Here is a 13,185-nt window from a genome sequence, read left to right as displayed (position 1 = left end):
CGGAGGACTTCGCCTAGACCGGCCCCAGGGGGGGTGGAGGCTCAGAAGATATGAGCCTCCACCCCCGGGGGCATCGCCTCGCGCCACAACAGATCCACCCGCGCAGCCTCAGCGCGAGAACGGCCCTCAGCCACAGCCCGCACCTCAGACAGCGACGGCACCCACAGACCAGACAACACACGCTCAACAGCAGACATACCACTCACGGTAACCGCCGACACAGCGGATCGGCTACGCCGATCCGCAAGAGTTACGAGAATTCGAACGCCGCATGGCGTTCGTGCGAGTCAACGAACTCGACCGAAACCCCGACCTGGTCACCGGCGACTTCGACTTCCCACATTTGCAGCGGATCCGTTTCATGTGGTGCACTTGGCCGCCGACAAGCTCACGGTGTGTCGTCAACGCGTGCAACAGGATACGTGCGGACACCGCGGCCGTAGCGGGGACCCGCTCTACGGCATCCGCCGCCCCCTGCTCACCCGAATCGGCTTGTTGACCGACAAGCAGAAGACCCGCATCACCAACGGCCTCCAAGCGCGTGAGGAACATCTGGCGGTCGCGGTCACCTACGCCGTCTATCAGGACCTGATTGACGCCTACGACCAGCCGCACAAGCGTGACGGGAAGATCGCGATGTACAAGCTGCTCAAACGCATCCACACCGGCGTGCCGAAAGAACTCGCCGAACTCGCCCAACTCGGCCGCTCGCTGTGGGCTCGACGGACCGAGATCCTGGCCTACTTCGACACCGGTGCCTCCAACGGCCCGGTCGAAGCGATCAACGGACGCTTGGAACACCTACGCGGGATCGCGCTCGGCTTCCGCAACCTCAACCACTACATCTTGCGGTCACTCATCCACTCCGGCGGCCTGGCAGAACGCTTGCACGCACTCTGAATCAGGAAGAGCCTCGAAACTACCCAAGGTCGCGGAGCATCTCGACGCAGCGCGAGCGGACCTGCTGGCGTTCACCGCGTTTCCGAAGCAGATCTGGCGGCAGATCTGGTCGAACAATCCGCAGGAGCGGCTGAACAAGGAGATCCGGCGTCGCACCGATGTGGTCGGGATCTTCCCCGACCGGACTGCATTGATCCGACTGGTCGGAGCGGTGCTCGCCGAACAGCACGACGAGTGGATCGAAGGGCGTCGCTATCTCGGACTCGACGTCCTTGCCCGTTCCCGCAGCAACACACCCGCTCAGACCGTCACCGAACCGACGGAGGAGGTGACACCGGCGTTGACTGCATAACCCGACGACGAGGAATCACGCGAGGACCTCGCACACCACCTCACGGGACTTGACCCTTCGCGAGGCGGGCGCCACTACACGCGGGTAGTACCGGTGATGGGCAGATCGATAGTGAAACGTGCTCCGCGCCCGGGACCGTCACTGGCGGCCCGGATCCGGCCTCCGTGTGACTCGACCAGCGCGCGAGTGATGGTCAGGCCGATGCCACTGCCACCGTGGCGGCGGTTGCGGGCGAGGTCGGCTCGGTAGAAGCGGTCGAAGAGGTGGTCGAGGTGTTCGGCGGCGATCCCTTCTCCGGTGTCGGCGACGACAATCTCGGCGTGGGTGGGACCGGCCTGCCGGCAGGTAATGGTGACGGTGCCCCCGTCGGGGGTGTGGCGCAGCGCGTTGTCGAGCAGGTTGCCCAGTACCTGTCCGAATCGGTCCGGGTCGACGGTGACCGGCACGGATCGGTCGATGCGGGTCTCGAGGGTGACGCCATTGTCGTCGTATCGCGTTCGGGCCGCTTCGACGGCGGCGTTGATCAGGGTTGCGGTGTCGGTGGGCACCGGGGTGATGCGGGTGAGATGTTCCTCGGCGCGGGAGACAGCGGTGATGTCCTGGGCGAGCCGGTCGAGTCGATGGGTGGCGGAACGCAGGATTTGCAGGGTGTCCTCGTCCGGGCTGCGGACGCCGTCTTCGAGGGCTTCGAGGTAGGAATCGAGAGTGGCGATCGGGGTGCGCATCTCGTGGCCGAGGTCGGCGAGCATCCGGCGTCGGGTGGTTTCGGTGGCCTCGAGACGGCGGGCGAGTTCGTTGACGGTCACGGTCAGCTGGTCGAATTCGCGGCCGAGGCCGGGGCTGTGCATGCGGGTGTCGTAGTGGCCGGCGGCGATCTGCGCGGTGGATGTGGTCACCGCGGTCAGCGACCGTTGGACGCGCCGGGTGATGTACCAGCTCACCGCCAGTGACAGCAGCACCGCGATGGCAATGGCCAGCCCCCAGGCGAGGATGATCGCCCAAGTGAAGGCTTCTTCGACGTGACCGGCCTGGCTGGAGTTGTGGTCGATTCCGGCCTGCCCGAGATGATCGTGAAAGATGCCGGGCGCGAGCGCGGAGGCCACGATCCAGGCGCTGACGGCGCAGCCGAGCACCACCACGGTCAGGGCGAGGAACAGTCGGGTACCGAAACTCGAGGCACTGGCGGTGCGGCGCAGGGACCCACCCGGTGCGGATGATCGGCCGGTCATGATCCGGTGCCCATTCGGTAGCCGACACCGCGGACGGTGCGCACGTACCGGCCGCGTGCGGCATCGTCGCCGAGTTTGCGGCGCAGGTGCCCGATGTGCACGTCGACCAGGTGTTCGTCACCGACCCAGCTCGGCCCCCACACCGCCTCGATCAGCTGGGCGCGGGTGAGGACCACGCCGGGATCACGCGCGAGGGCGGCGAGGATGTCGAATTCGGTGCGGGTCAGCGCGACCGATTGCCCGGCGACAGTGACCTCGCGGCCGTTGACGTCGAGGCTCAGGTCCCCGAAACGACGCGGTGGCGACACGGCGGTGGCTGGGGCTGCGGCGGTGGTGGAGCGGGGGCGGCGCAACATGGCCTGGATGCGGGCGGTCAGTTCGCGGGGGCTGAACGGTTTGGTCATATAGTCGTCGGCGCCGACGGACAGTCCGATCAGGGTGTCGATCTCTTCCGTGCGGGCGGTGAGCATCACGACGTAGGCGTCGGAGAAGGTCCGCAACTGCCGACACACCTCCACCCCGTCCAAGCCTGGCAACCCCAGGTCGAGGACCACCACATCGGGATCGACCTGCCGGGCGAGGGGAACGGCCTCGGAGCCGTCACCGGTGATCGCGACCTCGAAACCGTCCCGCTCGAGATAGGAGCCCACCAGATTCGCCAAAGACGGTTCGTCCTCGACGACCATCGCCCGCAGACCGGTCGAGGGTCGCGCCGGTGTCGCCGGGTCGCTGCCGGATGCGGGTGGGCGAGCAGGGGAGGACGTCATGGGGTCCATCATCGCCAGCACCGTCCCGGCGCCGGCGCCGCGGCGGGCTTCTTGAGCAAATCTTCATACGACCTCCACCGAACCTGGGGGTGGGTGCCCGAGGCTGAAGGTACGAAACCGAAGGATGGAGGCGACCATGATGGGTTGGGTCGGTGACGTCGGGTGGGCGGGATGGGCCGTCATGACGGTGTGCATGCTCGTGTTCTGGGCGGTGGTGATCTATCTGGTGGCCACCTTGTTCCGTACCGACCGCGCAGACGGTCCTGCCCACACCGAGCAGCAGGACGATCCACTTCGGACGCTCGAAAAGCGTTTCGCCCGTGGCGATATCACATCCGATGAGTTCGTGTCCCGTCGACGGACGTTGACGCAGTCCGGTGGCGCCGCCTCGACCGGTGAGCAGCAGGAGCAGGCCCGTGGTTAGGGTTCCCCGCCGGGCCTTTCTGATCGGCTCGATCCTCACCGGTGCTGGGGTTCTCGCCTCCTGTTCCGCGTCGGGAGCCGCGACCGGCGTCCCGGTGACCGCCACGTCACCGGCGGTGCGTCGTCTCGAACAGCAGCGCCGCTCCCCGGGCCAGCAGGTGGCCTCGGCCCGGTTGACACCGCGTCCGGTCGAGGTGGACCTGGGCGGCCGCATCGTGTCTACCTGGTCCTATGACGACCAGGTGCCGGGGCCACTGCTCCGCGCCCGCGCCGGGGATCTGCTGCGGGTGGAGGTGGACAACCAGCTGCCGGTGGAGACGAGTGTGCACTGGCACGGGCTGGCGTTGAGCAACGATATGGACGGGGTGCCGGGGCTGACGCAGGACCCGATCGCTGCCGGAGACAGGTTCGTCTACGAGTTCACCGTCCCTCATGCGGGCACGTACTTCTATCACTCGCATTCGGGTCTGCAACTCGACCGCGGGCTCTACGGCGCGCTGATCGTCGATGATCCGGCCGAGCCGGGCGACTACGAGCACGAGTGGATCGTGGTGCTCGACGATTGGCTCGACGGCACCGGACGTACCCCCGACGACGTGGCCCGCGAGCTCGGCATCGGCACCGGAATGGGCGGGATGGATCACGGCGCCATGGACATGGGCGGTATGGACATGGGTGAGGAAACGATGCTCTCACCGCTCCTCGGCGGTGCCGGGGACGTGAGCTATCCCCACTTTCTGGTCGGCGGGCGCGTGCCGGATGATCCGATGGTCTTGACCGCCGCACCCGGACAGCGGGCACGGATCCGGTTCGTCAACGCCGCCGCCGACACCGCCTTCCGGGTCGCGTTGGGCGGTCACCGGATGACGGTCACCCACACCGACGGGTTCCCGGTGGTACCGCAGGACACCGACGCACTGCTGATCGGCATGGGCGAGCGATTCGACGTGCTGGTTACCCTCAGCGACGGGGTGTTCCCGCTGTTCGCTCAGGCCGAGGGCAAGACCGGGTACGGACAGGCGGTGGTGCGCACCGCCTCCGGCGAACTGCCGATCCAGCCTCGCCCCGACGAGCTGGATCGGCGGGTGCTGCTCGGCACCGATCTTGCGCCCCGGGAGTATGTGCGTCTGGCCGAGCGTGATCACGATCTGTATCACAGTGTGGATATGGGCGGGACGATGTCGCCGTACCGCTGGACCCTCAACGGCCGCGCCCACCCGAACAGCGCGCCGCTGAACGTCAACGAGGGACAGCGGGTGCGCATGCGGATGCGCAACATGTCGGACATGTTCCACCCGATGCACCTGCACGGACACACTTTCGCGCTCACCGACACCGGTCTGCGCAAGGACACCGTCACCATCGGGCCGATGCGCACCGTCGAGATCGAATTCGACACCGACAACCCCGGCCAATGGGCACTGCACTGTCACAACGCTTATCACCAGGAGGCCGGAATGATGACGACCGTGTCCTACCTGGCGTGACCCGGGCCCGCCGTCCGGCGGTGCCGAGCTGCGCCATCACGATGCCTGTGCTTGTCCGAGAAAGGAACACCCCTTGATGAACAAGAAGACCCTCGCCGTCGGCGCCACAGCCCTGGCCGTGGTATTCGCTGCAACCGCGTGCAGCGATTCCGACTCCGACACCGGCACCACGGTCGCGACCTCGACCGCGCCGGCCTCGGCGGGCACACCCGCCGAACAGGCCACAGCCCACAACGACGCCGATGTGATGTTCGCGCAGATGATGCTCCCGCACCACAGCCAGGCCATCGAGATGAGCGACATGCTCCTGGCCAAGGACAACATCCCCGCCGAGGTCACCGCCCTGGCCGAGCAGATCAAGACCGCCCAGGGCCCGGAGATCGACCAACTCGAGAGCTGGCTCGACCAGTGGGGCGAACCCACCAAGATGCCCGAGAGCGACCACGACATGCCCGGCATGGACGGCGGTATGGCCGAGATGGAGGGGATGATGAGCGAGGAAGACATGCAAGCGTTGGCGGATGCGCAGGGCACCGACGCGGCCCGCCTGTTCCTCGAGCAGATGATCGCCCACCACGAAGGCGCCGTCGACATGGCGCAGACCGAGATCGAGGACGGGCAGTTCCCCGACGCGGTGGCGATGGCCCGCACCATCGTCGATACCCAGCAGCAGGAAATCGACACCATGCGCCAGCTGCTGACCACCCTGTAACCGGCCGACCCCCGGCCGGTTCCTCTCGGCCCGCCACCCAGGAGGCTTTCGATGTCGCACCCGGAGCACGGACACACCCGCCCGGCTCAGGCGCCCACCGGGCACGAGCACAGCGCCGACGTACAGAGCCCGCCCCCGCAGCCGCACGATGCGCACGCCGGATACGGCGAGCATCTCGCGCATGTCGGGTCGGACCCTCATGCCGGCCACGGCGATCATGGTGGGCACGGCACGCACGGAGAGATGTTCCGACGGCGTTTCTGGGTGTCGCTGATCCTGTCGATCCCGGTCGTGGGATTCAGCCACATGGTTGCCGAGTTGCTCGGCTACCCCATGCCGGACTTCCCCGGCGCCATGTGGATCCCGCCGGTGCTGGGCACGGTGATCTTCGTCTACGGCGGCATGCCGTTCCTCACCGGAGGCTGGGCCGAACTGCGCTCGCGCCGACCGGGAATGATGCTGCTGATCGCGATGGCCATCAGCGTCGCCTTCGCCGCCTCGTGGATCACCACCCTCGGCCTCGGCGGTTTCGACCTGGACTTCTGGTGGGAACTGGCGCTGCTGATCGTGATCATGCTGCTCGGGCACTGGCTCGAGATGCGCGCCCTCGGCTCGGCCTCGGGAGCCCTCGACGCGTTGGCGGCGATGCTGCCCGACACCGCCGAGAAGGTCACCGACGACGGCACCGAGGAGGTGCCGTTGTCGGAGTTGGCCCTCGACGACGTGGTGCTCGTGCGGGCCGGGGCCCGGGTGCCCGCGGACGGCACCGTCGTCGCCGGCCGCGCCGAGGTCGACGAATCGATGATCACTGGCGAATCGAAGACCGTCACCCGCGGAAGCGGCGACACGGTGGTCGCCGGTACCGTCGCCACCGACAGCGCCCTGCGCGTGCGGATCACCGCCGTCGGTGAGAACACTGCCCTGGCCGGTATCCAACGCATGGTCGCCGACGCTCAGGCGTCCTCGTCGCGGGCGCAGGCGTTGGCGGACAAGGCCGCGGCGTTCTTGTTCTACTTCGCCGCGATCAGCGGTCTGCTCACCTTCGTGGTGTGGGCGTTGCTCGGCAACGTCGACGAAGCGGTGGTGCGCACGGTCACCGTGTTGGTCATCGCGTGTCCCCACGCCCTGGGGTTGGCGATCCCGCTGGTGATCGCGATCTCCACCGAACGCGCCGCCAAGGCCGGTGTGCTGGTGAAGGACCGTCTCGCCCTCGAACGCATGCGCACCGTCGAGGTGGTCCTGTTCGACAAGACCGGCACCCTCACCCAGGGCCGGCACCAGGTCACCGGCGTCACGACCGCCCACGGAATCAGCGAATCGTATCTGCTGGCCCGCGCCGCCGCAGTCGAAGCCGACAGCGAACATCCCGTCGCGCACGCGATCGTGGCCGCGGCGGGCACCAGTGTCCCGACGGGCGAGAAGATCACCGCCACCGACTTCCGATCGCTGCCCGGCCGTGGCGTGCGCGCGGTCGTCGACGGCACCGAGGTCACCGTCGGCGGACCCGCGATGCTGACCGACCTGTCGTTGTCGGTACCGGCCGAGGTCACCGCCGTCACCGAACAGTGGGTGCAGCGCGGAGCGTCGGTGCTGCACATCGCCGAAGGTGATCGGGTGCTCGGTGCCGTGGCGCTCGAGGACGCGGTCCGTGAGGAGTCCCGCCAGGCGATCGACGCCCTGCACGCCCGCGGAGTCAAGGTCGCGATGATCACCGGTGATGCCCGGCAGGTCGCCGACGCGGTGGCCGCCGATCTCGGCATCGACGAGGTCTTCGCCGAAGTGCTGCCCGAGCACAAGGACGCGAAGGTCACCGAACTGCAGCAACGCGGGCACAAGGTCGCCATGGTCGGCGACGGCGTGAACGACGCCCCGGCCCTGGCTCGGGCGGATGTGGGAGTGGCCATCGGTGCCGGCACCGATGTGGCGATCGAATCCGCCGGGGTGGTGCTGGCGGCGAACGATCCGCGGGCGGTGCTGTCGATCATCGAACTCTCCCACTCCAGTTACCGGAAGATGTGGCAGAACCTGGTGTGGGCGACCGGCTACAACATCATCGCCGTGCCCCTGGCCGCCGGTGTGCTCGCCTTCGCCGGGGTGGCGATCTCCCCGGCGGTGGCCGCGGTGCTCATGTCGGTTTCGACCATCGTCGTTGCCCTCAATGCACAACTGTTGCGCCGCCTCGACCTCGACCCCGCCCACCTGGCCCGCACCTGACCTGCGTGGCCCTGCCCCAGAGAGAAAGTTCTTCTGCGTCCATGTGGATATCGTTCGCGCGCCCCTGCCGGGGTGTGCTCGTCGCCGCTGCCCTGACCGTGCTCGTCGGATGCTCGACCCAGCAGCCCGGTACGACACCGACCCGATCGGGGTCTGTCCCGACCGCGGAGGTGCCCGCGGTGGCATTGACCCCTGCCCTCGATCACCTGCACGGGCTGCACCTCGGTGCCGACGGCACGATCCTGGCCGGCACCCACACCGGCCTGGTCACCCTCGGCATTGACGGGCACACCAGCCGGGTCGGCACCTCCGACGACGACTTCATGGGACTGACCGGGGTGCCCGGCACCGATCGGCTCTTCGCCTCCGGGCATCCCGGACCATCGAGTTCGGCACCGAACCCGCTCGGATTGATCGACAGTACCGATGGTGGTCGCACCTGGACCCCGAAATCCCTTGCCGGAGAAGTGGATTTCCACGCTCTGGCCACCGACGGGACGGTGCTCGTCGGTTTCGACGGGACCACCGGGCTGTTGGTCTCCACCGACGCTGGCGCCACCTGGAGCGCCGGAGCCCCGCTGGCCGCCGCAGCCCTGGCCGTTACCGACGATGGTGTCTGGGCGGCCACCGCCGACGGGTTGCAGCACAGCACCGACGGTGCCCGGACCTTCACCGCCGTTCCCGAAGCCCCCACGCTGGTGTTGCTCTCCGCCGCCGGTGACGGCTCCCTGTGGGGTGTCGACACTGAGGGTGTCGCCTGGCGCAGCCACACCGGCCGAACATGGGAACAGAAGGCCGTGGTCGGTCCGGTCGAAGCGTTGCTGGCCGTCGATGCCGACACCGCCTATGCCGCCACCGCGCACGATCTCTACGCCCTCGAGTGATCCGGCACTGCCGGGCGCGTCCCGACACTCAGCGACACCGACCGAGTAGGGCGGTAGCAGCTGCGGGGCCGCGTCGGCCTCGGTGAGTCAGTGGAGGACAACAGGCGCCACCCTTTCGAAAATGTCGGTGCGGTACTACTACTTCAGATGGCGATACAGCGTCGTGCGACCGACTCCGAGGATCTCCGCGATTTCGGTCTGACTCATCCCGTTGTCGCGCATCAACCTGGCCTGCTTGATCTTCTTCGGCGTCATCTTCGGCGGCCGCCCCCCGACCCGACCGCGAGCCCGGGCTGCGGCGAGGCCGGCCGAGGTGCGTTCGCGGATGAGGTTGCGTTCGAACTCGGCGAGCGCGCCGAAGATGGAGAAGATCAGCTTGCCGCCGGCGGTGGTGGTGTCGATCGATTCGGTCACCGACCGGAAGCCGATGCCGCGCTCTTCGAGGTCGGTGACGACCTGAAGCAGATGTGGCAGTGAGCGGCCGAGTCGATCGAGTCGCCACACCACCAGGGTGTCCCCAGGCCGAAGGTGAGAGAACAGGTCATCGAGTTGCGGCCGGGCAGTGGTGGCACCGCTGGCGGTCTCGGTCCAGATCCGCGAACTACGCGACAAGCGAGTCGAGCTCGAACAGATCAAGTCGGCTATCGCCGCCGAAGCGAGCACACCCGAAGCGCAGGCTGCGCGTGCAGCCGCAGCCGAACGACTCAAAGTCGCCGGCCGTCAACCCGGCTGGTCGCTGCAGTGGAACCCGACCAACTACACAGTCGAGGAAGCCGGCCTCAACTCCCGCGAGGAGTACCGCGTCGCGGCGCAACGCATTGAGGAAAGTCGCGCCGCCGCGTACGCGGCAGAGAAGAACCAAGCGGAAGCTCAACTGCACGTCCCCGCCGCACAGTTCGACGGCCTCCCCGGCGCCCGGCAACCCATGACCCCGGCACAACGTGCCGCAGCAGTCGCCTCGCGGGGAATCGCACGCACCTCGCCAGTGGCCGGAGCACGACCGGCACCAGGTGCTGCAACAGACCGCCGTGATCCCCATCGGCAACGAGATCACAACGGCCCCTCCCGGTAGTACCACGGTCTGCCCATCTGGCCCCGTCGAGACAACGATCTCGGCGGGGCCAGATGCATTTCACGGCCCCAGGCCGGCATAGGCCGCCGGCCCCTGCCCTCACCGCCACCTGTGGTGAGCCGAGAGCATCACCCGAACCCCCCGTTACCTTCTTCGTAGTCCCGCACCGCGGGGCCACGAAGAAGGTAACGGGGGGTCAGCGCTCGGGTGAATGCTGCGCTCGTTCGTCGGGACTCCTGAATGCGGTGAGGGTGATCAAGATGGCAGCGCCGCCGACGATGAATGTGTCAGCGAGGTTGAACGTTGGCCACCAACCGGTGTGGAGATAGTCAGTGACCACTCCGTCGGGGAACCGATCGATGAGATTGGCGCTTGCCCCGCCGAGGATCGCTGCTAACCCCAGCCGCCCGAGGTGCCCGGTGCCTGGCGCCATCCGCCAGGAGGTGACCGCGACGATGAAGGTGATGATTCCGGTGACTGTGGGCAGCACCCATGCCGGGGCATCGGCGGCGATCGAAAACGCCGCGCCCGGATTGAATGCCAGCCGCAGCTGCACCGGCCCCGTTCCGATGACTGCGCCGTCCGCGAGCGCGCTTGTGGCCCATGCCTTGACGGCCAGATCGGTGGCCGCGAGTCCGACAGCGACGGCCAGCAGCCCGCACCGCCGTGTGAGGCGTACGCGGCGGTGCGCCACCGGAACCGCGGTGATCACTGCCCGACCGTCACTACGGACGGAGTCCGCTGGCCAGTTCCGGTCCTCGCCCGGGCTAGCGCTTTGACCCGGCCGGCGCGGACTCCGTTGGCGATGACGACGATCTCGGCGAGTTCGTGGACGGCGACGACGGCGGCGAGGCCGAGTATCCCGAACAGCGCGAGAGGGATGAGGATCGCGATCAGGGCGAGGGACAGGCCGACGTTCTGCAGCATGATCTTCCGGGCGCGGCGGGCGTGATCGAGTGCCTGCGGGAGGGTGCGGAGGTCTTCGCCCATGAGGGCGACGTCGGCGGTTTCGATCGCTACGTCCGATCCCATTGCGCCCATGGCGATGCCGAGGTCGGCGGTGGCCAGGGCGGGAGCGTCGTTGATGCCGTCGCCGACCATCGCGGTGAACGAGTTCGTTCGGAGGTCGCCGATGATGCGGGCCTTGTCTTCGGGGCGGAGGTCGGCGTGTACGTCGTCGATGCCGGCGATCTTCGCCAGCGCGTTGGCGGTGGCGGTGTTGTCGCCGGTGAGCATCGCGACCGTGGCGCCGATGCGGTGCAGGTGCTCGATTACCGCGCCGGCTTCGGGGCGAAGCTCGTCACGGACGGCGACCGCGCCGATGACCTGACCGTCGTGTTCGATCAGGACGGCGGTGGCGCCGTCGGCCTGCATGGCCGCGACCCGCTCATCGAGCGGGCCGGGCTCGATCCAGTCGGGACGGCCCAGCCGCGCGGGCCGTCCGTCGACGAGGCCGGTCAGGCCGGCCCCGGGAACAGCCTGCACATCGCGCGCGGCGGTGGTCTCGCCGTGGGCGGCGAGGATCGCGCGGGCGAGCGGGTGTTCGCTGTGCGCTTCCAGCGCCGCGGCGACGGCGAGCACCCGCTCCTGGCCCGGAGTGCGGTCGCCCAGGCTGCTCCCGGTGCTAGGAGCAGCGGTGTCGGTGGGGGTGGTGGCGATGTCGACGACGGTGGGCCGGTTCGCGGTCAGAGTGCCGGTCTTGTCGAGGGCGACGGTGCGGACCCGGCCGAGGGCTTCGAGGGCGGCACCTCCTTTGACCAGGACGCCGATCTTGCTGGCGGCGCCGATCGCCGCGACCACGGTCACCGGCACAGAGATCGCCAGCGCACACGGCGACGCGGCGACGAGCACGACCAGGGCCCGTTCGATCCACGTGGCCGGGTCACCGAGCAGGGAGCCGAGGATCGCAATGGCGGCGGCGAAGATCATGATCGCCGGTACCAGGGGCTTGGCGATCCGGTCGGCGAGGCGTTGCGCGTCGCCCTTGCGGGACTGTTCGGCCTCGACGATCTGCACGATCTTGGCCAGCGAGTTGTTCTCCGCCGTGCTGGTGACATGCACGCTCAGGGCGCCGGTGCTGTTGATCGACCCGGCGTAGACCTGCGTGCCGGGTCCGGCTTCGACAGGCACGGATTCGCCGGTGATCGCCGAAACATCCAGTGCGGTGCGGCCTTCGGTGATGGTGCCGTCGGTGGCGATCCGCTCGCCGGGTTTGACCAACATCTGGTCCCCGACGGCCAATTCCGCCGGGGAGACGGTGACCGGGGTGCCGTCGCGGAGCACGGTCGCGGAGTCCGGGACCAGATTTAGTAGCGCCCGCAGCCCGCGGCGGGTGCGGGCGACGGCGTACTCCTCAAGGCCTTCGCTGATGGAGAACAGCACAGCGAGCATCGCGGCTTCGCCGACCTCGCCGAGGATCACCGCGCCGACCGCAGCAATCGTCATCAGGGTGCCGACGCCAATTTTGCCCTTCGCCAACCGGCTCAGGGTCGAGGGGACGAATGTCCACGCCCCGATCAGCAGCGCCACCCACTCCAGGGCGAGCGCGACCGGTTCGGGGCCGCCGGACCAGCTGGTGATGTACGCGGCGAGCAGGAACACCGCGGCCGCGGCGGCAGCCTGCAGCTCCCGCACCTGCCACCAGTGCTCCGGAGCCTGCTCGTCCTCACTGGCCGGTTCGTCGTGCCCGCATCCGCATGCGTCGCTCATCGCCGCACCCCCGCCTTCGTGTCGCCCGTTGTGCAGCAGGAGGTGGTGGCGTCGGTGCCGTAGTTCGGGCACAACACAACCGCGTTTCCGGTCGCTGCCAGGAGGGTTTCGGCGGCGGCGAGCACGTCCATCAGCTCCGGTCGGGCCAGGCTGTAGAACACCTGCCGCCCCTGCGGGCGGCCTTCGACGAGCCCACAGTCCCGTAAGCACGCCACGTGCGCGGAGACCGTCGATTGCGCCAACCCCAGCTCCGCCATCAGATCCGCCACCCGGGCCTCGCCACCGTGCGCGAGGCGGGTTGCGATTGCCAGACGGGTCCCATCGGAGAGGCTGTGGAACAACGCCACCGCGGGATCGAGGTCCGCCCCAGTCGCCACCGAGCACTCATTCATCGTCATATGACGATGATAGCGGCATTGTGTGCTGTAATCGAATC

Annotated in this window: 12 protein-coding genes and 2 pseudogenes; 8 read left to right on the top strand and 6 right to left on the bottom strand. The window is 68.2% G+C overall.

The genetic code is table 11. The features are described 5' to 3' along the window. Positions 1-351 precede the first annotated feature (351 nt). A pseudogene (locus ABFT43_RS20075) lies at positions 352-900 on the top strand (ISL3 family transposase); the annotation flags it as partial. Positions 901-910: 10 nt separating this feature from the next. Next, positions 911-1,252 (top strand): annotated as a pseudogene (locus ABFT43_RS20070) (transposase); the annotation flags it as partial. 74 nt (positions 1,253-1,326) lie between these two features. Here the strand turns inward: ABFT43_RS20070 and ABFT43_RS20065 are convergent. Together ABFT43_RS20065 and ABFT43_RS20060 are read right to left on the bottom strand one after the other, a co-directional pair. Beyond that, complete coding sequence (locus ABFT43_RS20065; RefSeq protein ID WP_109239961.1) at positions 1,327-2,481, bottom strand: sensor histidine kinase; 1,155 nt, start codon at positions 2,479-2,481, stop codon at positions 1,327-1,329. Continuing rightward, complete coding sequence (locus tag ABFT43_RS20060; protein ID WP_040527605.1) at positions 2,478-3,167, bottom strand: response regulator transcription factor; 690 nt, start codon at positions 3,165-3,167, stop codon at positions 2,478-2,480. Before ABFT43_RS20060 ends, ABFT43_RS20065 begins: the two co-directional genes overlap by 4 nt. Positions 3,168-3,384: 217 nt before the next feature. Between ABFT43_RS20060 and ABFT43_RS20055 the strand changes: the two genes are divergently transcribed. From ABFT43_RS20055 to ABFT43_RS20035, 5 genes are all read left to right on the top strand, one after another. Next, positions 3,385-3,672: an SHOCT domain-containing protein gene (locus tag ABFT43_RS20055; protein ID WP_258307303.1), complete on the top strand. Its 288-nt coding sequence runs from the start codon at positions 3,385-3,387 to the stop codon at positions 3,670-3,672. Continuing rightward, positions 3,665-5,158, top strand: coding sequence for a multicopper oxidase family protein (locus tag ABFT43_RS20050; protein WP_006902510.1), 1,494 nt, complete (start codon positions 3,665-3,667; stop codon positions 5,156-5,158). Before ABFT43_RS20055 ends, ABFT43_RS20050 begins: the two co-directional genes overlap by 8 nt. A 76-nt stretch (positions 5,159-5,234) precedes the next feature. Next, positions 5,235-5,870: a DUF305 domain-containing protein gene (locus ABFT43_RS20045; RefSeq protein ID WP_006902509.1), complete on the top strand. Its 636-nt coding sequence runs from the start codon at positions 5,235-5,237 to the stop codon at positions 5,868-5,870. 51 nt (positions 5,871-5,921) lie between these two features. After that, the gene (locus ABFT43_RS20040) at positions 5,922-8,084 is read left to right on the top strand and encodes a heavy metal translocating P-type ATPase (RefSeq protein WP_109239963.1); all 2,163 of its coding nucleotides are present in this window, start codon (positions 5,922-5,924) and stop codon (positions 8,082-8,084) included. A 41-nt stretch (positions 8,085-8,125) separates the two neighbouring features. Continuing rightward, entirely contained in the window at positions 8,126-8,968 is an 843-nt protein-coding gene (locus tag ABFT43_RS20035) for a F510_1955 family glycosylhydrolase (RefSeq protein WP_109239964.1), read from the top strand. Between the two features lie 138 nt (positions 8,969-9,106). Here ABFT43_RS20035 and ABFT43_RS20030 read toward each other — a convergent pair whose 3' ends face one another. After that, on the bottom strand, positions 9,107-9,613 hold the full coding sequence (locus ABFT43_RS20030) for a recombinase family protein (RefSeq protein WP_308127725.1): 507 nt from the start codon (positions 9,611-9,613) through the stop codon (positions 9,107-9,109). Here ABFT43_RS20030 and ABFT43_RS20025 point away from each other — a divergent pair. After that, positions 9,531-10,040: a hypothetical protein gene (locus ABFT43_RS20025; protein ID WP_181371914.1), complete on the top strand. Its 510-nt coding sequence runs from the start codon at positions 9,531-9,533 to the stop codon at positions 10,038-10,040. The genes ABFT43_RS20030 and ABFT43_RS20025 overlap by 83 nt on opposite strands. Before the next feature lie 196 nt (positions 10,041-10,236). On the opposite strand, the gene ABFT43_RS20020 is transcribed toward ABFT43_RS20025, so the two are convergent. The 3 genes from ABFT43_RS20020 to ABFT43_RS20010 are packed head-to-tail and all read right to left on the bottom strand — an operon-like array spanning position 10,237 to position 13,147. Then, positions 10,237-10,752 (bottom strand): signal peptidase II, encoded by a 516-nt coding sequence (locus ABFT43_RS20020; RefSeq protein WP_005193672.1) that lies wholly within the window; start codon positions 10,750-10,752, stop codon positions 10,237-10,239. Beyond that, positions 10,749-12,749, bottom strand: a complete 2,001-nt coding sequence (locus ABFT43_RS20015; RefSeq protein WP_005193676.1) for a heavy metal translocating P-type ATPase — start codon at positions 12,747-12,749, stop codon at positions 10,749-10,751. Before ABFT43_RS20015 ends, ABFT43_RS20020 begins: the two co-directional genes overlap by 4 nt. Next, entirely contained in the window at positions 12,746-13,147 is a 402-nt protein-coding gene (locus tag ABFT43_RS20010; protein WP_010844639.1) for an ArsR/SmtB family transcription factor, read from the bottom strand. Before ABFT43_RS20010 ends, ABFT43_RS20015 begins: the two co-directional genes overlap by 4 nt. Positions 13,148-13,185 lie beyond the last annotated feature (38 nt).

Origin of the sequence: Gordonia aurantiaca, from assembly GCF_039939235.1 — a bacterium.
Taxonomy (GTDB): Bacteria; Actinomycetota; Actinomycetes; order Mycobacteriales; family Mycobacteriaceae; genus Gordonia.
Note: the sequence above shows the minus strand (reverse complement) of the source record. Positions and strands in the feature narration are given on the sequence as shown.

What these genes read in the sequence shown, in the direction of transcription:
- ABFT43_RS20065 (WP_109239961.1), bottom strand. Translation starts at nt 2,481, where the DNA reads ATGACCGGCCGATCATCCGCACCGGGTGGGTCCCTGCGCCGCACCGCC.
- ABFT43_RS20060 (WP_040527605.1), bottom strand. Translation starts at nt 3,167, where the DNA reads ATGGTCGTCGAGGACGAACCGTCTTTGGCGAATCTGGTGGGCTCCTAT.
- ABFT43_RS20055 (WP_258307303.1), top strand. Translation starts at nt 3,385, where the DNA reads ATGATGGGTTGGGTCGGTGACGTCGGGTGGGCGGGATGGGCCGTCATG.
- ABFT43_RS20045 (WP_006902509.1), top strand. Translation starts at nt 5,235, where the DNA reads ATGAACAAGAAGACCCTCGCCGTCGGCGCCACAGCCCTGGCCGTGGTA.
- ABFT43_RS20040 (WP_109239963.1), top strand. Translation starts at nt 5,922, where the DNA reads ATGTCGCACCCGGAGCACGGACACACCCGCCCGGCTCAGGCGCCCACC.
- ABFT43_RS20035 (WP_109239964.1), top strand. Translation starts at nt 8,126, where the DNA reads ATGTGGATATCGTTCGCGCGCCCCTGCCGGGGTGTGCTCGTCGCCGCT.
- ABFT43_RS20015 (WP_005193676.1), bottom strand. Translation starts at nt 12,749, where the DNA reads ATGAGCGACGCATGCGGATGCGGGCACGACGAACCGGCCAGTGAGGAC.
- ABFT43_RS20010 (WP_010844639.1), bottom strand. Translation starts at nt 13,147, where the DNA reads ATGACGATGAATGAGTGCTCGGTGGCGACTGGGGCGGACCTCGATCCC.